Source organism: Amycolatopsis thermoflava N1165 (assembly GCF_000473265.1).
Classification (GTDB): domain Bacteria; phylum Actinomycetota; class Actinomycetes; order Mycobacteriales; family Pseudonocardiaceae; genus Amycolatopsis_E; species Amycolatopsis_E thermoflava.
In genome coordinates, this window is sequence record NZ_KI421511.1 from 2,440,131 (window position 1) to 2,465,112 (window position 24,982).

The window sequence follows — 24,982 nt, forward strand, 5'->3', positions numbered from 1 at the left end:
GGCGAGGCGCCGGTAGGCCCGGGGTTGATCGGCGCCACGCCAGACCGGCCTGGCCCGGCCGGGGCAGGCCGGCCACGCCAACACGGGCCATGCCAGGCCATGCCGCAATAGACCCCAACCAGGTCAAGCCGGGCCAGACCCGCCGGCCACCCAGCCAGCCATGCCGGCCGGCCACCGGCCACCAGCCACCAGCCACCAGCCACCAGCCACCAGCCACCAGCCACCAGCCACCAGCCAAGGAAGGAGCGTCCCACCTCGATCAATCCGGACAAACCCGCGGCCCGCCGCCCTCGGCGGGTCCGCCCCACGACGGTCCGGTTCCGGGCCGCGACAAGCCGGTGGGCGCCGTGTCCCCATCTGCGCCGCCCACCGGCCGCGGGTGTCATGCCCCCACTGCGGCGTCCACCGGCCGCGGGCGTCATGTCCCCATCTGCGGCGTCCACCGGCCGCGGGTGTCAGCGCGGCTCGACCGCGAAGATCTCCAGGTCCCGGGGTGTGCCCTTCGCCCGGAACCAGCGTTTGCGGCGCACCTCGAAGCGCTCCGGGTCGAGCGCCTCCCGCACCGGGGCCGAGATCAGGACCTGCCCGCCGCCCGCGGCGTCCGCCACCCGCGCGGCCACGTTCACGTCCACGCCCAGGTAGTCGTGCCCCAGCTTGCGCGGCGTCCCGGCGTGCAGGCCCGCCCGCAGGCTCGGCCGGTGCCCGGAGATCTCCAGCTCGGCGACCCGCGCGCACGCCTCGATCGCCGCCTCCACCCCGGCTTCCGGCTCGGCGAAGACCGCCATCAGGCCGTCGCCGAGGCGTTTCACCACGCGGCCGCCGCGGCGGGTGATCTCGGGCTCGCTCACGCGCCCGACCTCGCGCAGCAGGCGGAGCGCCGCGTCGTCCCCGGCTTCCAGCGCCCACGTCGAGAAGCCCACGAGGTCGGTGAACAGGATCGTGATGCCCGCGGTCTCGGTGGCGCGCCGGGAATCGGTGAACGCCTGCCACACCTGGACCGCGGTCAGGCCCAGCTCGCGGAGCACACTCGGCTCCGGGTTGCCGGCCAGGGCGCGCGCCAGCCTGTGCGACGGCAGACGACCCGCCGTGGACAGCGGGTCGCCCATCTCGCTGTCGCCGGGAGCGAGCCGCCGGACGAACCGCGCGGTGCGGAGCAGGCTCTCCCGCCGGTCGACCTCGCGCAACGCCTGGCCAAGCCTGCTGCGGCGGCCGCCGGGGGCCTCGTCGGTCACCGCGCCAGGATAATGGCCCGCGATCACCACCCGCGACGCGTCAGCGATCACCCCCACCGCGAGCCACCGCGGCCACCGACGGCCTCGCCGGTCACCACCCCACCGCCAGCCACCGCGGCCACCTCGGTCACCACGCGACCAGGACAGCGGCCCGCAATCACCCCCGCGACGCCTCAACGACCGCCCCCGCCGCCAGCTGCGGCGGCCGCCGACGGCCTCACCGGTCACCACCCCACCGCCAGCCACCGCCGGCCCCACCAGTCACCAAGGGACCAGGACAGCGCCCGCAATCACCCGCGACGCGTCAGCGATCACCCTCACCGCGCGCGGCGAGGGCCTCCCCGAGCTCGTCGGCGTGCCGCAACGTCCGGACCAGGAATGGGACGGTGATCGCGACCACCGACCGGTCCGCGCCGCGCGCCTTGGCCGCCTCCCGGACCTCGCCCGCGATCCCGGTCAGCGTCGCCACGGCCTGCAGCGTCAACCCGACCAGCAACCCGAGCCGTTCCGGCCGCACCCCGAACCGCCGCAACGGGCCCAGCCCGCGCTCGATCGCGGCCACCAGGTCGTCGACGCGGGTCGTGACCGTCACCAGGTTCGCGGCGGCGAGCGCGGCGACGATCCGCAGGCACACCACGACCGCAGGCTCCAGCCCGAGCAGCCACCACTGCAACGCGAACACCACCGCGACGAGCAGCCCCAGCGACCGCAGCAGCCCCCAGCACCGCCGCCAGGACACCCGCGCGACCGCGTAACCGGCCACCGCGGCGGCGCACAACACCCCGAGCCACACCGGCGACCGCAACACGAAGATCACCACGGCGAGCGCCAGCAGCACCAGGAACTTCACCCCCGCCGGGGTGCGGTGCAGGACGCTCGTCCCCGGCTCGTACCAGGCGTTCACGCGATCAGCTTCCGGTACCACGCCAGCGCCGGCCCCGGCGCGTCGTCCGCCACGACCCGGCCCGCGTCCAGCACCACGACCCGGTCGAAGCCGCCGAGCAGCTCCAGGTCGTGCGTCACCAGGACCACCTGCTGGGGCAGTCCGGCCAGCGTCTCGGCGAACCGCCGCTTGTTGCGCAGGTCCAGCAGCGTCGTCGGCTCGTCGCAGACCAGGATGTCCGGCTCCAGCACCAGCATCGCGCACAGCGCCAGCAACTGCTTCTGCCCGCCGGACAACTGGTGCGCCGGGTGGTCCACGTAGTCGCCGAGGCCGTAGCGCGCCAGGACCTCCGCGGCCCGCCCGGCGCGCTCCGGTTTGGACAGCCCACTCCGGCGCAGCGAAAACGCGACGTCCTCACCGGCGGTGGGCATCACGATCTGGCTGTCCGGGTTGGTGAACAGGAACCCGACCCGTTTGCGCACCGCCCGGCCCTCGCGCACCGGGTCCAGACCGTCGACCAGGACACGGCCTTCCGTGGGGGCCACCAGGCCGTTGATCATGCGCGCCAGCGTGGACTTGCCGGAACCGTTGGCGCCCACGAAAGCCACCCGCCGCTCCGGGATGCGCAAGTCCACATCGGACAGCACGACCCGCGAGCCGTACGCGTGCCCGACGCCCTCGAACTCGATCATCCCGTCTCCCACCTCGTCGCCACACCCACCCCGCCGCCTGCGGACAGCGCGGCCAGCCCGCACGTCCCGGCCCGCCGCCGCACCAGTGTGCCGAACAGCCGCACGACCAGCACGGCGCCCGACGCTCCCCACGGGTGACCCAGCGCGATCGCCCCGCCGTCCGGGCTCACGACCTCCTCGTCGATCCCGGCCGCGTCCAGGCACGCCAGCGCCTGCCCGGCGAACGCCTCGTTGAACTCGACCACGTCCGGCCGCCGGTCCAGCACGCGCCGCATGGCGGGCACCGCGCCGAGCCCGAGCCGGTTCGGGTCCACCGCCGAGGTCGCCGACGCGGCCAGCCGCAGCCCCGGCACCCCGAGCCGCCGCTGCACGCGCTCGCTCACGATCAGCACCGCCGCCGCGCCGTCGTTGATTCCGCACGAGTTCGCTGCCGTCGCGGTGCCGTCCGGGGTGAACGCGGGCCGGAACCGCGCCAGCCGCGCCTCGGTGAAGCCGTCGCGCGGCCGCTCGTCCCGCACCACGCCGCCGACCGGCACGATCTCGGCGTCGAACCGGCCCGCCCGCTGCGCCGCGACCGCGCGGGCGTGGCTGCGTGCGGCGAAGGCGTCCTGCCGTTGCCGCGAGATCCCGGCCTCCGCGGCGACCAGGTCGGCCGCCGGACCCATGTCGGGATCGCCGATCTCCGCCGGCGCGAACGGGGCCCGCGTGTAGAACTCGCCCGGTTCGCTGCTCCCGTCCACCCGCCAGGCGCGGAACGGCGCCGTCGAGGCGCTCTCCACCCCGCCCGCGAGGAACACCTCGCCCTCACCGGCGCGGATCATCGCGGCCGCCAGGGTGATCGCGGCCAGCCCGCTCGCGCACTGCCGGTCGACGGTCACCCCGGGCACCGCGAGGCCAGCCCGCAACGCGGCGACCCGCGCGGGGTTCCCGCCCGGCCCGAACACGTTCCCCAGCACCACGTCATCCACTGTGGACAGACCGGCGTCGTCGAGGGCAGCCCGCAGCACGGGCGCGGCCAGCTCGTCGACCGGCACCCCGCGCAGGGCTCCGAAGGCGTTGCCGATGGCGGTCCGCCGAGCGGCGATCACAACGGGCGTGGTCACGACAGCAGCCCCACATCCAGCGCCCCCAGCCGCGCGGCGACCAACACCCGCCCCAGCCCGACACACGCGACGACCACCACAGGCACAGTCACGACAGCAACTCCACATCCAGCGCCCCCAGCCGCGCGGCGACCAACACCCGCCCCAGCCCGACACACGCGGCCACCACCACAGGCACAGTCACGACAGCAGCTCCACCGACATAGCCCCGAGCTGCGCGGCGACGAACACCCGGGCCGGCCCGTCACACAAGGCGATCACGGCAGCCATGGTCACCTCAACGGCTCCACGGGCAGCGTCCCGTCCGCGAGCCCCGCGGCGACGAGCGCCCGCGCCGGCTTCCCCGACGCCGTGCGCGGCAGCGATTCGACCGCCAGCCACCGCCGTGGGCGGTTCGCGGGCGACAGCCGGTCCCGGGCCACCGCCCGCAGCTCACCCAGCCGGGGCGAACCTTCCACCACCGCGGTCACCAGCTCGCCCAGGCGGGGATGCGGAGTGCCGGTAACGAGCACGTCCACCACCCCGGGCGCGGTCCGCAGCACGGCCTCGACCTCCTCGGCGGGCACCAGCCGCCCGCCGCTGGAGATCGTGGCACCCGCCCGGCCGCGCACGATCAGCGCGCCGGACGCGTCGAACTCGACCAGGTCGCCCACGGTCGTCCAGTCCCCGGCCGCGCGCAGGTCGCCATCGCGGAGCTGCCCGGCGCAGGCCAGCGGCGACCGCACCCACAGCACCCCGTCGCGCACGTCCAGCTCCACGCCGGGCACCGGCCGCAGTCCCCCGGCGCCGCGCCGGATCGCGATCAGCGAGTGCTCCGCCGAGCCGTAGTACTCGACCAGCTCGGCCTCCGGCAGCACCCGCGCGAAGCGCTCGCGGAGCTCGTCGCCGACGTGCGCGCCGCCGCACACCACCGTCCGCAAGGCGCACCGCCCGCCACGCCGTTCCAGCACCGCGAGCAGCGCGGACAGCATCGCCGGCACCAGGTGCACGGTGGCGGCCTCCGTCCGGGCCGCGGCCTCGGCGTCCCAGCGTGGCAGGGTGACCACCGGCCGGCCGCACCACCGCGCGTGCAGCGCACCGAACAGGAACAACGACGAACTCAGCGGCCCCGGGATGAGCACCGGCCCAGGCAGCGGTCCGAGCGCGGCGAAGCTGCGCAGCCACGAGTCGCGGGTGCGCACCAGGACCTTGGGACTGCCGCTGCTGCCCGAGGTCGTCGGCAGGTAGAAGAACGTCTCCCCGTCACCGGCCTGCTCGACCGGCCCGGCAGGCGGCGGGGCCGCAGCGGTGACCACGAGGTCCGGGCGGGCGTCGGCGAGCACGGCGGCCCGCTCGGCCGGTGTCCAGGCCGGCTCGACCACCAGGGACGCGGCACCCAGCAGATCCGCGCCCAGGAACCACGGGAGCACGTCGGGCACGTCGAGCGCGACCCGCGAGCCTTCGCCGATCCCGCGGGCGGCGAGCCACCGGGCCGCGCCGTACGCCCGGCCGTCCGGGTCCATCACTCGCTCCGCGACGCCGATCCCACGAGCTTGCCGGGCAGCGCGCGGTGCACGACGGCGCCGATCAGGGCGACCGCGACGACCTTGGCCGCGTCGCCGGGCAGGAACACCAGCGACTGCACGGCGGCGGCGCCCAGGTCACCGGTGTAGATGCCGAGGTAGGTGATGCCGAAGACGTAGTCGGCGACCACGCCGGCCGCGGCGGCGAGCAGCAGCACCGGCACGTTGGGGCGCTTCAGCCGCGCCACGATCAGCCCCACCACCAGCGCCGAGAAGATCCAGCCGATCAGGAACCCGCCGCTGGGCCCGATGAACGGCGCGATCCCGCCGCGTCCGCCGGACAGCAGCGGCAGGCCGATCGCGGTGAGCGCCAGGAACAACACGACCGACGCGGTGCCGCGGCGCGCCCCCAGCACGCAGCCGGCCAGGAGCGGGCCGGCGTTCTGCAGCACGATCGGCACGCCGGAGCCGCCGACGTAGAGGCCCGGGAAGAGCCCGAGCACGGCGATGAACGCGGCGAAGACGACGGTGCGGGCGAGGTCACCTGCGGGCAGGGCGGGGCGGGACACGCGGGAACGGTAACCCGTGCTCCGCCGCGGCGGGAAAGACGCAGGTCACATTCAGCTGTGATCCATGCGGTGGAAGACGATCTCCCGTACGAACAACAGCACCGCGGCGGCCACCGGGATGGCGACCAGCGCGCCGACGATGCCCAGCAGCACCCCGCCCAGCACCACCGCGACGACCGTGACGAGCGCGGGCACGTCGACGAACCGGCCGATGATCTTCGGGGTCAGCAGGTAGTCCTCGACGAACCGGTAGACGACGAAGAACCCGACGGTGGCCAGGCACACCGGCCAGGACACGGTCAGCGCGGCCAGGCTCACCACGACCCCGGCGATGATCGCGCCGATCACCGGGATCAGGTCGAGCACCGCGAGCAGCAGCGCCAGCAGCACCGGGTACGGGATGCCGAAGATCGTGAACCAGATGAACCCCAGCACCCCGGCGATGATCGAGATGACCACGTTGCCCAGCACGTAGGAGCCGACCTTGGCGAAGATCTCGTCGCCGATGAGGATCGCCCGCGGACGCCGGGTGTGCGGGACGAAGCGGTAGATCGTGGCGCGCAGCCGCGGGAAGTCGGCGAGGAAGTAGATCGTCAGGACCAGCACGATCAGGGTGTCGGTGAGGGTGCCGAGCACCGCGCGGCCGCTGCCGAGGAGCCCGTTGACCAGGGCCGGGTCGGGGTCGCTGAACGTGCTCTGCAGGCGTCGCTGCAGGTCGAACCGCGCGCTGACCTGGCCGAGCCACGAGCTGCGGTCGCCCAGCCGCGCCACGTACTCCGGCGCCTGGTCGATGAACCGGACGGCCTGGTCGACCAGCGGCGGGATGAGCGCGGCGAAGAACCCGGCGGCCAGGCCCAGCCCGCCGATCACGATCACCGTGACCGCCAGCGGCCGCGGCAGGCCACGCCGGACCAGCCAGGACGCGACCGGTTCCAGACCGATCGCGGCGAACAGGGCGACGCCGATGAGCACGAGCGTGCCGCTGGCGATGAACAGGAACCAGACGCCGCCCGCGGTGACGGCCGCCCCGGCGGCCGCGGCCATGCCCATGAAGAACGGCGAGCGCTTGTTCATCGGCTTGCCGGGCGGGCCCAGCGGGCGGTCCTCGCTGCTGATGCGCTCGGCGACGGCTTCGGCGTCGGCGACCGGGCCGCTGATGGCGTCACGGGGCTGGCCGACCAGTTCGTCTGGCCCCTCCGCATCCGCTGGTGACGCCGCCACGCTGGGCGAGTAACCCGGGAAAGGGCTGGTGAAACAGGGCTGGTCTCGGCCGCGATTGACATCTAACATGTCAGTTGTGGAACGAGTGCGGCGGACGTTGCTGCGGGAAACCGCGCACCAGGTCATCCGGGACGCGATCGTGCGGGGTGATCTCGCGCCGGGCATCGTGGTGCGCGACGCCGACCTGGCCGAGGAGCTGGGCCTGTCACGCGCCCCGGTGCGGGACGCGCTGGCCCGGCTGGCCGACGAGGGCCTGATCGAGACCAAGCCGCAGAGCCACACGCGGGTCACGCCGCTGCTGTCGCGGGACGTGCGCGACGCGGCGGCGGTGGTGCGGGCGATGCACGAGCTGGCCGCGCGCACCGCGGTCCCGCGGCTGAGCGACGCGGACTGCGACGCGATGGCGGCGGCCAACGACCGCTTCGCCGCCGCGGCCCGCGCCGGGGACGTCGACGGGGCCCTGCGCGCGGACGACGAACTGCACGACGTGCTGGTGCGCGCCTGCGGAAACCGCGCGGTCGCCGCGACGATCGACCGCTACACGCCGCTGATCCGCCGCCTGGAGCGGATCCGGTTCGGCGAGGGAGCCGGGCACCAGTCCGTGGAGCTGCACGAGCGGCTCATCGAGGCCTGCCGCGCCCGCGACGCGGCCACGGCCACCACGGTGACCACCGAGATCTGGCGAGAGCTGGAGGACCTCGCCGACTGACCCGCCGGACCGCCCCGGGGCGCGCCACTGACGCCCAGGACCACGAGACACCCGCCCCGGGTCGAAGCACCTGACGCGGGCGGGGCCAGGCCCATCCCCGGCGCAGAGCTACCCGAGGGCCGATCGCACGGCCACCCGCCGAGCCATGCCACCCACCGATCCAGCACAACCGGCACCCAACGCCACCGGCAAACGCAGCACCACCCACCGACCCGGCGCCACCCGCCGCCGCACTACCCGCCAACCCAGCACCACGCTGGCCGCGCCGCCAACACAACGCCACCCGCCAACCCGACACCACCCGGCAACCCGCCGCCGCACTACCCACCAACCCGGCAACATCGCCAACCCAGCGCCACCCGCCAACCCAGCCGCGCCGCCAACACAACGCCACCTGCCAACCCGACACCACCTGCCAACCCGCCGCGGCACCACCCGCCAACCCGCCAGCACCACCAACCCGACACCACCCGCGAACCCAGCGCCACCTGCCAATCCAGCCGCACCGCCAACGCCACGCCACGCGCTAACCCGACACCACCCGCCGACCCACCAACACGGCCCCCGGCGGCGATACCCGCCAACCCGGGATCAGCCACCGGCGGCCGCGATCCCCTGACCGAGCCCGCACCCGCACCACGGCCCCGACCGGCACCCCGCGCGAAGCGCCCACCCGTAGCCCCTGCCGACCCCAACCCCTGATTGGAGCCCCCATGTCCCTGGACGACTTCGAGCGGTACCCGCTGCTCTTCGGCCCCTCGCCGGTGCACCGCCTGGACCGGCTGACCGCCCACCTCGGCGGCGCCGCCGTGTGGGCCAAGCGCGAGGACTGCAACTCCGGCATCGCCTTCGGCGGCAACAAGACCCGCAAGCTGGAGTACCTCGTCGCGGACGCGATCGCCCAGGGGTGCGACACCCTGGTGTCCATCGGCGGCGTCCAGTCGAACCACACCCGTCAGGTCGCGGCCGTCGCGGCGCGGGCCGGGCTCAAGTGCGTGCTGGTGCAGGAGAGCTGGGTCGACTGGCCGGACGCCGTCTACGACAAGGTCGGCAACATCCTGATCAGCCGCCTGGCAGGCGCCGAGGTGCGGCTGGTCAAGGCCGGGTTCGGCATCGGGTTCAAGGAGAGCTGGGAGCAGGCCCTCGACGAGATCCGCGAGCGCGGCGGCAAGCCGTACGCGATCCCGGCCGGCGCCTCCGACCACCGCCTCGGCGGGCTCGGCTTCGCCCGGTGGGCCGCCGAGGTCGCCGAGCAGGAGCGCGAGCTGGGCGTCCACTTCGACACCATCATCGTCTGCTCGGTCACCGGGTCGACGCAGGCAGGCATGATCGCCGGGTTCGCCGCGCTCGAGGAGGACCGGCCGCGCCGCATCCTCGGCATCGACGGCTCCGCCAAGCCGACGGAGACCCGCGACCAGATCGCCCGCATCGCGCGGAACACGGCGTCGCTGCTCGGCGTCGACCGGGAACTGGACGTCGAGCTGGACGAGCGCTACCACGCCGGCATCTACGGCATCCCCGACGAGCAGACCCTGGACGCGATGAAGCTCGCCGCCCGCACCGAGGGCATGGTCACCGACCCCGTGTACGAAGGCAAGTCCATGGCCGGGCTCATCGACCTGGTGTCCCGCAAGGAAATCCCGGCCAGCTCGACCGTGCTGTACGCGCACCTCGGCGGCCAGCCCGCGCTCAACGGCTACAGCGCGCTGTTCAGCTGACGGCGAGGGCGCCCGGCCACGCGGCCGGGCGCCCTCCCCTCACTTCTCGGTGCTGAAGGCGGCGTCGAAGGCCGCCGACGGCTTGTCCCACAACAGGTTGCGGATGAAGCCGACCGCTTCCTCCGCCCCGCGCAGGCGGTCCATTCCGGCGTCCTCCCACTCCACCGAGATCGGACCGCGGTAGCCGATCGAGTTGAGCGCGCGGAAGCACTCCTCCCACGGCACGTCACCGTGGCCGGTGGACACGAAGTCCCACCCGCGGCGCGCGTCCGCCCACGCCAGGTGCGATCCGAGCCGCCCGTTGCGGCCGTCGAACCGCTTCTTCGTGTCCTTGCAGTCGACGTGGTAGATCCGGTCGGCGAAGTCCAGGATGAACCCGACCGGGTCCAGGTCCTGCCACACGAAGTGCGACGGGTCCCAGTTCAGCCCGAACGCCGGGCGGTTGCCGACCGCGTCCAGCGCCCGGCGGGTCGTCCAGTAGTCGTAGGCGATCTCCGACGGGTGCACCTCGTGCGCGAACCGCACCCCGACCTCGTCGAACACGTCGAGGATCGGGTTCCAGCGCGCGGCGAAGTCGGCGTACCCGTCGTCGATTACCTCCTGCGACACCGGCGGGAACATCGCCACGTACTTCCAGATCTTCGACCCGGTGAAGCCGATGACGGTGTCCACGCCGAGCTTCGCCGCGGCACGGGCGGTGTCGGCCATCTCCGCGGCGGCCCGCTGCCGCACGCCTTCGGGCTCGCCGTCGCCCCAGACGCGGGCGGGCAGGATGTTGCGGTGCCGCTCGTCGATCGGGTCGTCGCACACCGCCTGCCCGACCAGGTGGTTCGAGATCGCCCACACCTTGAGGCCGTAGGACTCCAGGATCTTGTGCCGCCCCGCCACGTAGTCGTCTTCGGCGAGCGCGCGGTCGACCTCGAAGTGGTCGCCGCTGCACGCGATCTCCAGCCCGTCGTAGCCCCACTGCGACGCGAGCCGGCACACCTCCTCGAACGGCAGATCGGCCCACTGGCCGGTGAACAACGTGACCGGACGGCTCATCGCCTGCTCCCTTCGCTCGCCTTCAGTCCTTGCACACTCAGCAGCAGGTCCCGGACGTCGGTGGCGGCCAGCCGCTCCCGCTCCGGCACGCCCGCGTCCCCGCACAGCAGCACCGGCCCGTCGTCCGGCGAGTCCGGCAGCCGCCCGTGCGAGCCGCGCACCGGGGACGGGTCCAGCGGCGTGGTCTTCATCGCGTACCGCAGCCCGGCCTTCTTGCGCACCAGGTTCAGCCCCGCCTTGGCCTTCACCAGCGGATCGGCCGGGTCGAAGAACAGCTCGGCCGGGTCGTACCCGGGCTTGCGGTGGATCTCCACGCCGCGCGCGAAGTCCGGCGCGCGGTCGTCGTCGAGCCAGTAGTAGTAGGTGAACCACGCGTCCGGCTCCGCGGTCACCACGAACTCGCCCGCCCGCGGGTGGTCGATGCCGTAGCGCGCCTGGGCCTGCCGGTCCAGCACTTCGTCCACACCGGACAGTTCGGTCAGCAGGTCGCGCACCCGCGTCAGGTCCGCCTCGTCGGCCACGTAGACGTGGGCGACCTGGTGGTCGGCGACGGCGAAGGCCCGCGAGGTCCACGGGTCGAGGTACTCCATGCCGTCCTGCGTGTAGACCTCCAGCAGGCCCTCGCGGCGCAGCAGCCGGTTGACGTCGACCGGCCGGTGCGCGTTGGTGATGCCGTACTCGCTCAGCGCCACGACCCCCACGCCGTCCGCCCTGGCCTGGTCGAGCAGCGGTGCGACGGACGCGTCCACCGCGCGGGCGGCCGCGATGGCCTGCGGCGAGTCCGGGCCGAACCGCTGCAGGTCGTAGTCCAGGTGCGGCAGGTAGGCCAGCGTCAGGTCGGGCCGGTCCTCGCGCAGGATCGCCGAGGTCGCCCCGACGATCCAGTCCGTGGAGGCGATCGAGGCGGTCGGGCCCCAGTACTGGAACAGCGGGAACTCGCCCAGCCGCGAGGTGAGCCGGTCGTGCAGCTGCGGCGGGCGGGTGTAGCAGTCCGGGGCCTTCTTGCCGTCGGCGTAGTAGATCGGCCGGGGCGTGACGGTGAAGTCGGTGGTCGCGCCCATCGCGTACCACCAGCACACGTTGGCCGCGCGGTACCCGGGGTGCTCGGCCCGCGCGGTCTCCCACAGCTTCTCGCCCTCGACCAGCTTGTTGTGCTGGCGCCACAGGAAGACCTCGCCGAGCTCCCGGAAGTACCAGCCGTTGCCGACGATGCCGTGCTCGCTGGGCATGCGCCCGGTCAGGAACGTGGACTGGACGCTGCAGGTCACCGCGGGCAGCACGGTGTCCAGCTGCGCCTGCCAGCCCTGCTGCCCCAGCTTCGCCACGTTCGGCATGTGCTTGAGCAGCCGCGGGGTCATCCCCACGACGTCGAGCACCAGGAGCGGTTTCACTTCGATGCCACCAATCCCGCGGCGAAGGACAGTTCCGCCGCGATCCCGCCGATGAGGTCCTGCCGGTGCGCCTCCGGCAGCACCGTCCAGGTGTAGGTTTCCACTTCCAGGTGCGCCTGCTCCGGCGGCAGCGCGGCGAGGGCCTGCGACAGCACCTCGGTGGTCGAGGACAGCGGCGCCGCCGGGGTCGCGTGCAGCGGCACGTGGAAGTGCACGCGCCACGGCCCCTCCCCCGGCAGGTCCGCGAACGCCTCGCCCAGGTCGTCGGCCTTGCGGACGTCGCCGCCGGCCGATTCCCGGGTCTGGTGCAGGTACCGCGGCTCGTCGAACGCGGCCAGGGCCTCCCGGGCCGCCGGGTCGCGCGGGTCCGGGACGTGCAGGGCGGCCGACATCTGGACCTTGACCACGTCCAGCCCGGCCGCGGTGATCTCGGCGACCGCGCCGGCCGGGTCGGCGAAGGACACCGCCAGATGGCAGGTGTCCAGGCACAGCCCGACGTGCGCCGGATCGACCCGCCCGGCCAGCCAGGTCACCGCGTCGTGCACGGTGTCCAGGATGCAGCCGGGTTCCGGCTCGACGGCGAGCCGGATCGTGCGGTCCTGGGCGCGCAGCCCGGCGGTCACCTCGTCGAGCAGCCGCTGGGCCGCCGTGTCGTCCTCCGGCGTCCACGGCTCACGCCAGCCCAGCGGCAGCGTGGAGATGCTGCCGAACGCGGCGTCGTCGGGCAGCAGCCCGGACAGCACGGTCGCGCAGTTCAGCGTGTACTCCGCGCGTGCCCGGTCGGTCCACCGTGGACGGTAGACCTTCTGCTTGACCACCGGGTCGTGGAACCCGCCGTACGGGAAGGCGTTGAGCGTCACCACTTCCAGCCCGCGGGCGTCCAGCTCGGCGCGCAACCGCTTGCGCTCGGCCGGATCGGCGGCCAGCGCCGACGCCACGTCGGCGGCCAGCCACAGCCCGAGCCCGAGCCGGTCTGCGCCCAGTCGCTCCCGCACCGGCAGCGCGTAGGAGTCGAGCTGGCCGAGGACCCCGTGCAGGTCCTCGGCCGGATGGACGTTGGTGCAGTAGGACAGGGGTGTCACGCGACCGCCTCGTCCCGCCCGCCGCGCAGCACGGAGTTGCCCTCGAAGGTCTCCTTGGCCGCGCTGAAGCCGGGCAGCTCGTCGAGCACCAGCCGCCCGCTCTGGCCGTAGAAGGTGACCGGGTTGTCCCACAGCACGGTGTCCACATCGGACTCCGTGAACCCGCCGTCGAGCATCGCCAGCCCGGTCTTGTGCACCTTCAGCGGGTCCGAGCGGCCCCAGTCGGCGGCGGAGTTGACCAGCATCTTCTCCGTGCCGTGCTCGCGCAGGATCGCGACCATGCGCTGCTCGTCCATCTTGGTGTCCGGGTAGATGGAGAAGCCCATCCAGCAGCCGGACTCCTTGACCAGGCCGACGGTGACCTCGTTGAGGTGGTCGACCACGACCCGCTCCGGCGCGATGCCGGACTCGGCCACGACGGCGAGCGTGCGCTTGGTGCCTTCCAGCTTGTCCCGGTGCGGGGTGTGCACGAGCACCGGCAGGTCGTGCTCCTTCGCCATCTCCAGCTGGCGGGCGAAGGCGTCGTCCTCGGCCGGGGTCATCGAGTCATAGCCGACCTCGCCGACCGCGACCACGCCGTCCTTGGCGAGGTAGCGCGGCAGCACGTCGAGCACCGGCGTGCAGCGCGGGTCGTTGGCCTCCTTGGGGTTCAGCGCGATGGTGCAGTGGTGGCGGATGCCGAACTGCGCGGCGCGGAAGCGTTCCCAGCCGATCAGCCCGTCGAAGTAGTCGGTGAACGACGACACGCCGGTGCGCGGCTGGCCCAGCCAGAACGCGGGCTCGACCAGTGCCCGCACGCCGGCGGCGTACATGGCCTCGTAGTCGTCGGTGGTGCGGGAGGTCATGTGGATGTGCGGATCGAACAGGCGCATCAGGGTGTCTCTTCCAGGAAGCGGAGTGCGTCGGCGGGGACGGCGCGGCCGGCGGCCCTGCGCTCCCCCGCGTAGTCGGTGATCATGCGGCGCAGCTCGTCGTCGGCCCGCCGGTCCAGTTCGGCGACCGCGGCCAGCGGGATGCCGGTGAACAGGCACTTCAGCACGCCGTGGCGCCAGCCGTGCTGGTCGAGGTGGCGGGCGGCGAACGGGCCGAGCGCGGCGGCGATCAGGCCGGTGTCGTTGCTGCGCAGGGCGTCGCGGACCAGTTCGAGGCCGGTGGCGACGGCCTTGTCGCCGACCGCGGACAGCGCCCGCAGCACGCCCCGCCGCTCGGCGCCGTCGCCGTAGCGGTAGAGGTCGGCCAGCTCCGCCGCGAACTCCCCGGCGGGCAGCGCCGCGGCGAGCGTGGTCAGCAGCCGGGTCCGGGCCAGGTCGTCGGCGGTGCCGTGGACCAGGCCGTCCGGATCGGAGCCCGGGTGCAGCGGGCCCCGGCCGACGTGCCGTCCGGCCGCCGGGAACAGGGTCCGCACGGCCGTGGGCTCACCGGTGATGCGCCGTTGCGCCTCGCCCAGCCAGGACTGGTCGAGCCGCGCGGCCCGCAACGCGGTCAGCGCGGCGCGGGCGACCTGCGGCGCGGCGTGGCTGTGCCGGGGCAGCTCGACCGCGGCCACCCCGGTGTAGCCGATCTCGTCCAGCGCGGCGAGTGTGGCGGGCAGGTCCAGCTGCCCGTCGCCGAACTCGAGGTGCTCGTGCACACCCGGCCGCATGTCGTCCAGCTGCACGTTGACCAGCAGCCCCTTGGCCTGCCGGATGCACGCGGCCGCGTCCTGCGGCTCCACGGCGACGCAGTGCCCGACGTCGAGGGTGATCCCGAGCAAGTCCGGATCACCCAGTTCGGCGCGCAACCGCAGCGCGTCGGACAGCGTTTCCACGAGCATCCCGGGTTCCGGTTCGAGGCCGAGGCGGACACCGCGCCGGTCCGCCTCGGCCAGCACCGCGGGCATCCGCGACCGCAGCCGCTCCCACGCGGTCGCCTCGTCCACAGTGGACACCCCGGACCAGAACGACACGCAGTCGGCGCCCAGTCCCTCCGCGACCCGGATCGCCCGCGCCAGGAAGTCCAGCCGCTTGTCCGCGTTCTCGCTGACCAGGGTCGGTTCGTGCTTGTGCCACGGGTCGAGCAGGAACCGCGCGCCGGTCTCCACGACGCAGCGCAGGCCCAGCTCGTCGAGCCGGGCGGCGACCCGGTCCACCCGCGCGGACAGGTCGTCGGCATACGGGTCGAGGTGCTGGTGGTCCAGCGTGAGCGCGACCGAGGTGTATCCGAGTTCGGCGATGATCGCCAGGGCGTCGTCCAGCCGGTGGTTGGCGAACCCGTTGGTGCCGTAGCCGAGGTGGTAGCCGCTCATGTCGGGCTCACCTTCCGGCCGAGCCGCTTGGCCAGCGGCAGCGCCAGTGCGACCAGGCCCGCGCCGAGCACCCCGCCGCGCCGGGCCGCGAGCGCGGCCTGCAACGGGACCATGCCGTGGATGCCGGCGGCCGTCGCCGTCCGGACCACGGCCGCGGTCGGCTTGCGCACCGCCGCGTACTGCTTCGACCCGACGCTCACGCCGTACCCGGCGGCCGCGGCCAGCGCCGCCACCCGGTGCCCGGCCGCGCCGCCGCGCCCCGACACCGCCGCGGCGGCCGACGCCGAGGTCAGCGCGAGCGCGCCCGCCGCGCGCGCGGGCGACGCGCCGTGCACCTCGCCCGCCGACAACGCGGTGACCCCGAGCGTGTGCCCGCCGAGCACCGCGGCCGGGACCAGCGCCTTCGCCGCACCCGAGCGGCCCGCGCCGAGCAGCACGTCCAGCGAGCGGCACAGCGCCATCGCGGCCGGTGCGAGCGGGGTCTTCTTCAGCACGGTGTCGTAGGCCCACACCGCCGCGGCCAGCGGCGCGGCGACCTTGAGCGCGTCGCGGCCACCGGCGACCGCGGCCAGCCCGAGGCCCGCGCCGGTCAGCCCCGCCGCGACGCCGAGCGCGCGCCGCGGGCTGACCCGGCCGGACGGGATCGGCCGCTCCGGGCGCTCGACCGCGTCCAGCTCGCGGTCGGCCCAGTCGTTGAGCGCCATGCCGGACCAGTAGATCGCCACCGAGGCCAGCGGCAGCGCGAGCCGCCGTCCCCGCAACGGACGGCCGGCCGCGGCGGCGCCCGCGACGGTGTCGCCGAGGACGCTCAGCGCGGCCGGTGCCCGCACGAGCTGCACGTACGGGTTCACTTCTGCCGTCCCAGCGACGAGGCCCACTCGGCCAAGGCCCGCGCCTGCTCGGCGAAGCGGTGCTCGCCGGTGCCGACCGGGTCCTTGAAGAAGAACGCGAGCTGCCCCAGCGGCCCGGTCTCGCCCGCCCGGTACGCGGCCGCGGTCAGCCGCGCCAGGTCCAGCACCAGCGGCGCGGCCAGTGCCGAGTCGTAGCCGGTCCAGGTGAACTGCAGGGTCATCCGCGCACCAAGGAAGCCCTCGAAGGACACGTGGTCCCAGGCCGTCTTCTGCTCGCCGAGGTCCGGCACGTGGTCGATGTGCAGCGGGGCCACCACGTCGTCGCCGAGCAGGGCCGCCAGCCCGCGGGCCTTGGACTCCAGCTTGCCCGCCGCCTTCACCGGGTCGGCCAGGGTGGCGCCGTCGCCGCCGCCGAGGAGGTTGGTGCCCGACCACGAGCGCACCTTCAGCGCCCGCGCCGCGAACATCGGCGCCAGCACCGACCGGAGCAGCGTCTCCCCGGTCTTGCCGTCCGATCCGGCGTAGGGCAGCCCCTGCCGCCGGGCGAATTCGGTGAGCGCGGGCAACCGGATGCCCGTCGACGGCGTGAAGTCCACGAAGGGGCACCCCGCCGACACCGCCGCGAGCGCCGCCAGCGAGCTGCCGGGCAGCACCTCGCGGCCGGGCTCGTCCATCGCCGCCACGAGCGCGTCGAGGTCGTGGTGCTCCGGCGCGTCCGCGGTTGGGGGTTCCGTGGACGAGACGTTGATCACCACGACGGCCGACAGGCCGTGCCGGGTGCGGAACTCGCGCAGGTCGTCGGCCAGCCGCGCGGCGGTCTCGGCCTGCGTGCGCCCGCTGGGCACCGGACGCAGGTCGGCCTCGACGGCACGCAGGCCGTCGCGGATCGCCGGCAGCAGGCCGGCGGGGAGCAGCCCGCCCGCGGTGAGCTGCTCCGCCTTCTTCTCCAGCGGCGTGTCCACCAGGTCGTGCCCGCCGACGACGAGCTCGTCCCAGCCCGGCAGCACGCCGGGCGCCACGTCCAGCCGCTCGGTCACACAGCCGTCCGGCCCGGTCAGGCCGGACCGCATCGCGAGCAGCCCGCTGATCGCCGTCGTGGCCACCGAGCCACGCGCGCCGACCAGCCACAATCCAGTTCTCTCAGGCATCGATCACCCTTTCGGTCGACATTGATACGCCGACCCAGGACGTTCCGTTGCCCGCGCTCTCCTCCACCGCGTGCAGCACCCGCTGGACCTGCAGGCCGTCGGCGAACCCCGGTTCGGGGTCGCGCTGCTCGCCGATGGCGGTGAGGAAGTCGGCGATCTCGTGGGTGAAGGTGTGCTCGTAACCCAGCAGGTGCCCCGGCGGCCACCACGCCCCGACGTAGGGGTGGTCCGGCTCGGTCACCAGGATCCGCCGGAAGCCCGCCTCGGCCGGGTCGTCGTCGCCGTCGTAGAAGGACAGCTCGTTCATCGACTCGAAGTCGAAGGCCAGGCTGCCCCGCGACCCGTTGATCTCCAGCCGCAGCGCGTTTTTGCGGCCCAGCGCGAACCGGGTGGCCTCGAACGTGGCGACCGCGCCGCCGGCGAACCGCGCCAGGAACACCGCGCAGTCGTCCACGTCGACCTCGCCCAGCGCGCTGCCCGGCTCCCCGGACAGCGGCCGCTCCCGCACGAACGTCTCGGTCATCGCCGAGACGCCACTGATGCGGTCGCCGAGGACGAACTGGGCGGTGTCCACCGCGTGCGCGGCGATGTCGCCCAGCGCGCCGGACCCGGCCTTGTCCCGCCGCAGCCGCCAGGTCATCGGCGTGGCCGGGTCGGCCAGCCAGTCCTGCAGGTAGGCGGCCCGCACCTGGCGGATGGTGCCCAGCCTGCCCTCGGCGACCATCTTGCGGGCCAGCGCGATCGCGGGCACCCGCCGGTAGTTGAACCCGACCATCGCCCGCTGCCCGTTGGCCGCGGCGCCTTCGGCGGCCGCGGCCATCTCCTCGGCCTCGGCGACCGAGTTGGCCAGCGGTTTCTCGCACAGCACGTGTTTGCCCGCGGCGAGCGCGGCCAGCGCGATCTCGGCGTGCGAGTCGCCCGGCGTGCAGATGTCGACGATGCCGACGTCGTCGCGCGCGACCAGGGTGGCCCAGTCGGTCTCGACGTCCGGCCAGCCCTGCTTGGCGGCGGCGGCCTTCGTGCGCTCCGGGTCGCGGCCGCCGAGGACGGCCAGCCGCGGCGCCAGCGGCACGTCGAAGAACCGGTGGACCGAGCGCCAAGCGTGGGCGTGGACGGCGCCCATGAAGGCGTGCCCGACCATGCCCACCCCGATCGAGGCGCCCGCGGGGTCAGGAGTCGAAGGCGACATCGGCATAGGAATCGACGTTCTCCTTGGTCACCACGGCCGAGTAGGTCGTGACGTTCGCGGGGATCTCGTGCTCGGCGAGGTCGCCGATGCCCTTGTCCTGGCCGAGCAGCCGGGCCAGGGCGATCGCCGAGGACGCCATCGACGGGCTGTAGAGCACGGTCGCCTTGATGACGCTGCTGTCGGCCTTGATCAGGTCCATCATGTTGCGCGAGCCCGCGCCGCCGACCATGAGGAACTCGCTGCGGCGCGCGTTGTCGATCGCCGCGAGCACGCCGATGCCCTGGTCGTCGTCGTGGTTCCACAGCGCGTCCAGCTTCGGCGCCGACTGCAGCAGGTTCGACGTCATCTGCTCGCCGCTCTCCGGCGTGAACTGCGCCGACACGCGCGGGCCGACGGCGAACCCGTGCTTGGCCAGCGCGTCGCGGAAGCCCTGGCTGCGCTCCTGGGTCAGCGGCAGCGAGTCGATGCCGGCGACCTCGCCGATCACCGGGCTGGTGACGCCCTTCTTCTTCAGCTCGCCCGCGATGTAGTTGCCCGCGTTGACGCCCATCCGGTAGTTGTCGCCGCCGATCCAGGTGCGGTAGGCCAGCGGCGTGTCGAACACCCGGTCCACGTTGACCACCGGGATGCCCGCGTCCATCGCCTGCTGGCCGACCTGGGTCAGCGCCTTGCCGTCGAAGGGCAGGATCACCAGGACGCCGACCTTCTGGTTGATCAGCGTCTCGACCTGGGCGATCTGCTGGTTGACGTCGTTGGTGCCCTCGGTGGCGGTGAAGGTGACGTCGGAGAACTGGCCGGCCTGCGCGCGGGCGTTCTTGGTCATCGCCGCCATCCAGCCGTGGTCGGCGGCAGGCGCGGAGAAGCCGATGGTGACGTGCTTGCCGGGCTGGGAGTTCTGGCCCGCGTTGCCCGCGACGGCCTGCGGGGCCGACTGCGGCGACTCGTTGGAGGTGCAGGCGGCCAGCAGGGCGCCTGCGCCGACGGCCGCGCCGCCGGTGAGGAAGCGGCGGCGGGCGAGGGAGGATGGTCCGGACATGGCGAGCTCCAGTGGTCGTCGTCGGGGAGGGGTTTCGGGGTTCGTCTTTCCTAAGTGGACTTGCGGGCGCGGTTGGTGCGGAACTGCAGCAGGACGGCCAGGACGATGATCGCGCCCTTGGCGATGTTCTGGATGTCGGTGTCGAGGTTGTTGAGCGTGAAGATGTTGCCCAGCACCGTGAAGATCAGGACGCCGATGAGCGTGCCGATCAGGGTGCCGCGGCCGCCGGTGAGCAGGGTGCCGCCGATGACGACCGCGGCGATCGCGTCCAGCTCGTAGTAGAGGCCGTTGGTGGAGGCGCCCGAGGTGGTGCGCGCCACCACCATGATCGCCGCGATGCCGCAGCACAACCCGGCCACGCCGTAGACGAGCGCGGTGTGCCGCTTGACGTTGATGCCGGCCAGGCGCGCGGCCTCCGTGTTGCCGCCGACGGCGAACGTGCGGCGGCCGAACGTGGTGCGGTTGAGCAGGACCCAGCCGACCACGAACACCAGCGCGAACATCCAGATCAGCACCGGGATGCCGAGGAAGTCACCGCGGAAGAAGCTCAGGAAACCGGTCTCCCGCACGACCTGCGTCTGCCGGCCGCTGATCCGCTCGGCGAGCCCGCGTGCCGAGGCGTACATCGCCAGCGTCGCGATGAACGGCACCACTCTGCCGTAGGACACCAGCACGCCGTTGATCAGCCCGCAGCCGAGACCGACCGCGAGCGCGCAGATCACCATCACCACCGGGCCGTAGGCCTGTGTCGCCAGCGTCGTCGCCCACACGCTGGACAGCGCCACGATCGAGCCGACGGACAGGTCGATGCCGCCGCTGATGATCACGAACGTCATGCCGACGCTGACCACGCCGATCGCGGCCGCGAGCCGCAGGATGGTGGACAGGTTGCCCTCGGTGAAGAACGCGTCCGGCCGGGTCAGCCAGCCCACCAGGCACAGCAGGACGAACACCCCGAACAGCCCGGCCAGCCGGGCGTCCACCGGGAATCGGCCGCGCGCGGCCTTCGGGGCCGGCGGCGCGGCCCGGGGTGGCGGGGCCTGCGTGGCCTCGGGCAACACCGACGAGGGGTCCTTCGTCATGCCGCACTTCCCTCCATCACCAGATTCAGCACGTCTGCTTCGGTCAGCTCGCTCGCGGGCGCCTCGCGGACCACGTGGCCCTCCCGCATCACGAGCACGCGGTCGGCGAGCCCGAGCACCTCGGGCATCTCGCTGGAGACCAGCACGAGCCCGACGCCATCGGCGGCCAGCTCGCGGATCAGCCGGTAGAGCTCGGCCCGCGCGCCCACGTCGACGCCGCGGGTGGGCTCGTCGAGCAGCAGGATGGAGCAGCCGCGCACGAGCCAGCGCGCCACGACCGCCTTCTGCTGGTTGCCGCCGGAGAGCGTGCCCACCGGGCGGCGCGGATCGGCCGGGCGCAAATCCAGTTGCCGCAGGCGTTCGGCCGAGTCCCCGATCTCGCGGGCGCGGTCGGTGAAGCCGAAGCGGCTGTAGGCGGGCAGGCTGGCCAGGGTCACGTTGTGCGCCACCGACATCTCCAGCAGCAGCGCCTGGCTCTTGCGTTCCTCCGGCGCCAGGCCGATCCCGGCCTTGACCGCGCTGGGCACGTCGCCCGGCTTGAGGCGCTTGCCCTCGACGAAGACCTTGCCAGCGTCCGGTTTGCGGCCGCCGAAGATGGTCTCCAGCAGTTCGCTGCGGCCGGCGCCGACGAGTCCCGCCACGCCGAGGATCTCCCCGCGCCGCAAGGTGAAGCTGACGTCCTCGAACTCGCCGCGACGGGTCAGGTTCTCCACGCGCAGCAGCTCGGTCGAGCTGTCCACTGTGGATTCCAGGCGTTCCGGGTAGACGGTTTCGACGCGGCGGCCGGACATCAGCGACACCAGGTGGTCGGTGGTCACGTCGGCGACTTCCAGCCCGGCGGCGACGGTGGCGCCGTCCTTGAGCACGGTGACGCGGTTGCCGATGCGGCGGATCTCCTCCAGCCGGTGCGAGATGTAGACGACGGCGACGCCCTCGGCGGTCAGCTCGGCGACGATGCGGAACAGGTTGTCCACCTCGTCGGCGGCGAGCGCGGCGGTCGGCTCGTCCATCACGATCAGGCGCGCGTCGTGGGCCAGCGCGCGGGCCATCGACACGAGCTGCTGGCCGGCCGCGGACAGGTCGCCGACCTCGCGGTCGGGGTGGATCTCCGGGTGGCCGAGCCGCGCGAGCAGCTCGGCGGCCTTGACGCGGGCCTGCCGGTCGCGGGTGAAGCCGGCCTGCGCCGGCTCGTGGCCGAGGAAGATGTTGTCCGACACCGACAACGCGGGGATGAGGTCGAGCTCCTGGTACATGGTCGCGATGCCGCGGCGCAGCGCCACGACCGGCGAGGACAGCGTGACCGGATCGCCGAGCCAGCGGATTTCGCCCGCGTCCGGCTGGTGGGCGCCGGCGAGGACCTTGATCAGGGTCGACTTGCCCGCGCCGTTCTGGCCGAGCAGGCAGTGCACCTCCCCCGCCCGCACCGACAGCTCGACACCGTCCAGCGCCCGGACACCCGGGAACGTCTTGACGATGCCGCGCATGGACAGCAGGTCTTCGGTCATCACGCCTCCACGCTCACCGGGGCGCCGGCCGGGGCCAGCGTCGGATTGTCCAGCAGGGGCCGGATCGCGGCCTGCGCCGCGCCGGTGCCGACCGCGGCGAACCCGAGCCGGGACGCCACGATGCGGGGGCCGCCGGTCTCGGCGGTCACCGAGCGGGCGGCGAGTTCGGCGCGGACCGGCTCGGCCAGCCACTCGCACAGCGGCGCGAAGTAACCGCCGAGGACCACGATCCGCGGGTCGAGCACGTCGGCCAGGACCGCGACGCCGTGGCCGAGGGCGGCGCCGAGCTGCACGAGCGCGCCGAGGACGCGGCGGTCGCCGTCCTGCGCGCGCCGTCGCACGATCGCGGTGCGCTGGGCCAGGTCGAGGGACGGGTCGTGGACCAGGTCGCCGGGGCCGGCCAGCGAGTGCAGGAACGGGTCGATGCCGACGGCGGTCTGCCAGCAGCCGCGGCGGCCGCAGACGCAGGGACGGCCGGTGGGTTCCAGCGACAGGTGCCCGACCTCGCCCGCCGCGCCGCCGATCAGGCCGCCGCCGGTGATCAGCCCGGCGCCGACGCCCATGCCGCCGTGCAGGAACACGACGTCGGAGCAGCCGCGGGCGGCGCCGTCGTCGGCTTCGGCGAGCGCGGCGAAGTTGGCGTCGTTGCCGACGACGATGCGGTCGAGGGGGAACCCGGTGCGGGCGGCGAGCCCGTCGGCGAGGGCGACGCCGCGCCACCGGAGGCCGGGCGCGAGGCGGACGGCGCCGGCCGCGGTGTCGACCAGGCCGGGCACCGCCACCGCGATGCCCGCGACGTCGTCCACTTCGGACCGCGCGGCGAGCACGAGGGCGGCCAGTTCGTCGAGGGCGCGCGCCGCCCCGAGGGCCCGCACGTCGCACGCGGCGCGGCGGCGGGTGGTGGCGGTGCCGGCGAGGTCGAGGACCGTCACGCCGACGTGGTCCTCGTCCACCTCGAGCCCGATGCCCCAGTGGCCGCGCGGCCGGAGTTCGACGAGCTGGCCGGGCCTGCCCTGGCCGCCCTCGTGGCGGCCGCCCGCCTGGACGAGCTCGCGGATCTCCAGCTCGGCGACGAGGCCGGAGACGGTGGCCTTGCTGAGGCCGCTCAGGGTCGCCAGTTGCGCGCGGGAAAGCCCCCCGTGGCGGCGCAGAAGCCGGACGAGCAGGGCGAGGTTCGCCCTGCGGACACCGGCGCGATCCGTCGGCCGGTCGGAAGGTTGGGGCACCGCGGACGCTCCACTTCGTTGGGAAACTGGCCGGTCTCAGTGCTGCCGTCTCAGTGCTCTGGCGTACGCCGCCTACTCTGACTGGCGGGGTACTTCTGCCACAATCCGGCAAAAGGAGTAACAGTCAGATCGTTACTTTTGAACCGGACTGCCGAAAGTGTGCACGATTGATGACATGCTTCCGTTCAGTGGAAGTCGCGAGACCGTGGCTGCGAAGCGTGCCGACACCGTGACGTACACGCACGAAACCGCGCCAGGCCGAGCCACCCGCGGCCGCCTCACGCCACTCGCACCACCCGCACCGAGGTCAGGCCGGCACGCTGAAGGCGTGGTCGGAGGCCAGCCAGGCGGCCCCGATCACACCGGCTTGGTCGCCGAGCTCCGAGAGCACGATCGGCAGGTTCCCGGTCGCCAGGGGCAGCGACCGCCGGTAGACCGACGACCGCACCTCGGCCAGCAGTGTGTGCCCCAGCCGGGACACGCCGCCGCCGATCACGACCATCCCCGGGTTCAGGAAGCTCACCAGCGACGCGATCACCTGCCCCAGCCGCCGCCCGCCCTCGCGGACCAGCGTCACCGCCGCGAAGTCGCCGGCCTGGGCCGCCTCCGCCACGTCCCGCGCGGTCAGCACGGGCCGGTCCGCCAGCAGCTCGGCGAGGTACGGCGACCGTCCGCTGCGCGCCAGCGTCTGCGCGTCCCGCGCCAGCGCCGCCCCGCCGAAGTACGCCTCCAGGCACCCGGCCTCCCCACAGGCGCACGCCGGGCCGTAGTCGTCGAGCTTGATGTGCCCGATGTCGCCCGCCGTGCCGGCCACCCCGCGGTACACCCGGCCGCCGACGACGATTCCGCCGCCGATGCCGGTCCCCACCTTCACGAAGATCAGGTCGTCGAGCGACCTGGCCACCCCCGCGTGCCGCTCCCCCAGCGCCATCACGTTCACGTCGTTGTCGACCGTCACCGCGCAGCCCCAGTGCCCGGCGAGCCGGTCACGCACGGGAAAGCGGTCCCAGCCGGGCATGATCGGCGGCGCGACCGGCATCCCGTCGCGGAAGCTCACCGGCCCGGGCAGCCCGATCCCGGCGCCCGCGAGCCGCCCGGGGGCGTCCTGCAGCACCTTCGCCGCCAGCTGCTCGACCCGGTCCAGCACCGGCACCGGCCCACGGCGCACGTCGCAGTCCTCCACCGCGTGCGCCAGCACCTCGCATCGCCCGTCGGTCACCGCGACGCCGACCGAGGTCGCCCCGATGTCGACGCCGAGGAACCGCAAGTCGTCGGCCAGGCGCACGAGCGTCGACCGGCGCCCGCCGCGGCTCGCCGCCGGACCGCCGGATTCCACGAGCCCGCCTTCGGCCAGCCGGGTGATCTCGGCGGCCAGCCGGGCCCGGGGCACGCCGAGCCGTTCACCCAGTTCGACCCGCGCCATCGGGCCCTCGTCCCGCAGCAGGGCGAGCAGCCCGGCCTGCTCACGGGTCTCGGCCGACGGGGGAAAACCGCTGGTGGTCATGGGGGCACCAG

22 protein-coding genes are annotated in these 24,982 nt (G+C 73.7%); 2 read left to right on the top strand and 20 right to left on the bottom strand.

The window, feature by feature from the left end:
- Positions 1 to 455 precede the first annotated feature (455 nt).
- From AMYTH_RS0112150 to AMYTH_RS0112200, 7 genes are all read right to left on the bottom strand, one after another.
- Entirely contained in the window at positions 456 to 1,232 is a 777-nt protein-coding gene (locus tag AMYTH_RS0112150; RefSeq protein ID WP_027930553.1) for an adenylate/guanylate cyclase domain-containing protein, read from the bottom strand.
- A 304-nt stretch (positions 1,233 to 1,536) separates the two neighbouring features.
- Entirely contained in the window at positions 1,537 to 2,136 is a 600-nt protein-coding gene (locus tag AMYTH_RS0112160; protein ID WP_027930554.1) for an energy-coupling factor transporter transmembrane component T family protein, read from the bottom strand.
- The gene (locus AMYTH_RS0112165; protein ID WP_027930555.1) at positions 2,133 to 2,807 is read right to left on the bottom strand and encodes an energy-coupling factor ABC transporter ATP-binding protein; all 675 of its coding nucleotides are present in this window, start codon (positions 2,805 to 2,807) and stop codon (positions 2,133 to 2,135) included. The genes AMYTH_RS0112160 and AMYTH_RS0112165 overlap by 4 nt, the downstream gene beginning before the upstream one ends.
- Positions 2,804 to 3,910, bottom strand: coding sequence for a thiolase family protein (locus tag AMYTH_RS0112170; protein ID WP_027930556.1), 1,107 nt, complete (start codon positions 3,908 to 3,910; stop codon positions 2,804 to 2,806). Before AMYTH_RS0112170 ends, AMYTH_RS0112165 begins: the two co-directional genes overlap by 4 nt.
- 272 nt (positions 3,911 to 4,182) lie before the next feature.
- On the bottom strand, positions 4,183 to 5,412 hold the full coding sequence (locus tag AMYTH_RS0112190; protein ID WP_027930557.1) for a class I adenylate-forming enzyme family protein: 1,230 nt from the start codon (positions 5,410 to 5,412) through the stop codon (positions 4,183 to 4,185).
- Entirely contained in the window at positions 5,412 to 5,981 is a 570-nt protein-coding gene (locus tag AMYTH_RS0112195) for a biotin transporter BioY (protein ID WP_027930558.1), read from the bottom strand. Before AMYTH_RS0112195 ends, AMYTH_RS0112190 begins: the two co-directional genes overlap by 1 nt.
- Before the next feature lie 51 nt (positions 5,982 to 6,032).
- Positions 6,033 to 7,202, bottom strand: coding sequence for an AI-2E family transporter (locus tag AMYTH_RS0112200; RefSeq protein ID WP_027930559.1), 1,170 nt, complete (start codon positions 7,200 to 7,202; stop codon positions 6,033 to 6,035).
- 85 nt (positions 7,203 to 7,287) lie between these two features.
- Between AMYTH_RS0112200 and AMYTH_RS0112205 the strand changes: the two genes are divergently transcribed.
- Positions 7,288 to 7,911: a GntR family transcriptional regulator gene (locus AMYTH_RS0112205; RefSeq protein ID WP_209440856.1), complete on the top strand. Its 624-nt coding sequence runs from the start codon at positions 7,288 to 7,290 to the stop codon at positions 7,909 to 7,911.
- Between the two features lie 713 nt (positions 7,912 to 8,624).
- Positions 8,625 to 9,629 carry a 1-aminocyclopropane-1-carboxylate deaminase gene (locus AMYTH_RS0112210; protein ID WP_027930561.1) on the top strand — a complete coding sequence of 335 codons (1,005 nt, stop codon included), beginning with the start codon at positions 8,625 to 8,627 and terminating at the stop codon, positions 9,627 to 9,629.
- Positions 9,630 to 9,668: 39 nt separating this feature from the next.
- Here the strand turns inward: AMYTH_RS0112210 and AMYTH_RS0112215 are convergent, their stop codons facing one another.
- The 13 genes from AMYTH_RS0112215 to AMYTH_RS0112275 all read right to left on the bottom strand — a co-directional run bounded on the left by AMYTH_RS0112215 (position 9,669) and on the right by AMYTH_RS0112275 (position 24,971).
- Positions 9,669 to 10,673 carry a sugar phosphate isomerase/epimerase family protein gene (locus AMYTH_RS0112215; RefSeq protein WP_027930562.1) on the bottom strand — a complete coding sequence of 335 codons (1,005 nt, stop codon included), beginning with the start codon at positions 10,671 to 10,673 and terminating at the stop codon, positions 9,669 to 9,671.
- A complete protein-coding gene (locus tag AMYTH_RS0112220; RefSeq protein WP_027930563.1) occupies positions 10,670 to 12,064 on the bottom strand; it encodes an alkaline phosphatase family protein in 1,395 nt (464 codons plus the stop codon). The genes AMYTH_RS0112215 and AMYTH_RS0112220 overlap by 4 nt, the downstream gene beginning before the upstream one ends.
- Positions 12,061 to 13,146, bottom strand: coding sequence for a metabolite traffic protein EboE (gene eboE, locus AMYTH_RS0112225; RefSeq protein WP_027930564.1), 1,086 nt, complete (start codon positions 13,144 to 13,146; stop codon positions 12,061 to 12,063). Before eboE ends, AMYTH_RS0112220 begins: the two co-directional genes overlap by 4 nt.
- On the bottom strand, positions 13,143 to 14,018 hold the full coding sequence (locus AMYTH_RS0112230) for a TatD family hydrolase (RefSeq protein WP_027930565.1): 876 nt from the start codon (positions 14,016 to 14,018) through the stop codon (positions 13,143 to 13,145). The genes eboE and AMYTH_RS0112230 overlap by 4 nt, the downstream gene beginning before the upstream one ends.
- Positions 14,018 to 15,430 carry an EboA domain-containing protein gene (locus tag AMYTH_RS0112235; protein ID WP_027930566.1) on the bottom strand — a complete coding sequence of 471 codons (1,413 nt, stop codon included), beginning with the start codon at positions 15,428 to 15,430 and terminating at the stop codon, positions 14,018 to 14,020. Before AMYTH_RS0112235 ends, AMYTH_RS0112230 begins: the two co-directional genes overlap by 1 nt.
- Positions 15,427 to 16,281 (bottom strand): SCO3242 family prenyltransferase, encoded by an 855-nt coding sequence (locus AMYTH_RS0112240; RefSeq protein ID WP_027930567.1) that lies wholly within the window; start codon positions 16,279 to 16,281, stop codon positions 15,427 to 15,429. The genes AMYTH_RS0112235 and AMYTH_RS0112240 overlap by 4 nt, the downstream gene beginning before the upstream one ends.
- Positions 16,278 to 17,429 (bottom strand): inositol-3-phosphate synthase, encoded by a 1,152-nt coding sequence (locus AMYTH_RS0112245; protein ID WP_063630391.1) that lies wholly within the window; start codon positions 17,427 to 17,429, stop codon positions 16,278 to 16,280. Before AMYTH_RS0112245 ends, AMYTH_RS0112240 begins: the two co-directional genes overlap by 4 nt.
- Positions 17,422 to 18,624 carry a Gfo/Idh/MocA family protein gene (locus AMYTH_RS0112250; protein WP_063630392.1) on the bottom strand — a complete coding sequence of 401 codons (1,203 nt, stop codon included), beginning with the start codon at positions 18,622 to 18,624 and terminating at the stop codon, positions 17,422 to 17,424. Before AMYTH_RS0112250 ends, AMYTH_RS0112245 begins: the two co-directional genes overlap by 8 nt.
- A complete protein-coding gene (locus AMYTH_RS0112255) occupies positions 18,599 to 19,654 on the bottom strand; it encodes a substrate-binding domain-containing protein (RefSeq protein WP_037322510.1) in 1,056 nt (351 codons plus the stop codon). Before AMYTH_RS0112255 ends, AMYTH_RS0112250 begins: the two co-directional genes overlap by 26 nt.
- 50 nt (positions 19,655 to 19,704) lie before the next feature.
- Positions 19,705 to 20,736, bottom strand: coding sequence for an ABC transporter permease (locus AMYTH_RS0112260; RefSeq protein WP_037322511.1), 1,032 nt, complete (start codon positions 20,734 to 20,736; stop codon positions 19,705 to 19,707).
- A complete protein-coding gene (locus AMYTH_RS0112265; RefSeq protein WP_027930572.1) occupies positions 20,733 to 22,241 on the bottom strand; it encodes a sugar ABC transporter ATP-binding protein in 1,509 nt (502 codons plus the stop codon). Before AMYTH_RS0112265 ends, AMYTH_RS0112260 begins: the two co-directional genes overlap by 4 nt.
- Positions 22,241 to 23,467, bottom strand: a complete 1,227-nt coding sequence (locus AMYTH_RS0112270; protein ID WP_027930573.1) for an ROK family protein — start codon at positions 23,465 to 23,467, stop codon at positions 22,241 to 22,243. The genes AMYTH_RS0112265 and AMYTH_RS0112270 overlap by 1 nt, the downstream gene beginning before the upstream one ends.
- Positions 23,468 to 23,774: 307 nt before the next feature.
- Positions 23,775 to 24,971: an ROK family transcriptional regulator gene (locus AMYTH_RS0112275; RefSeq protein ID WP_027930574.1), complete on the bottom strand. Its 1,197-nt coding sequence runs from the start codon at positions 24,969 to 24,971 to the stop codon at positions 23,775 to 23,777.
- Positions 24,972 to 24,982: the final 11 nt, after the last annotated feature.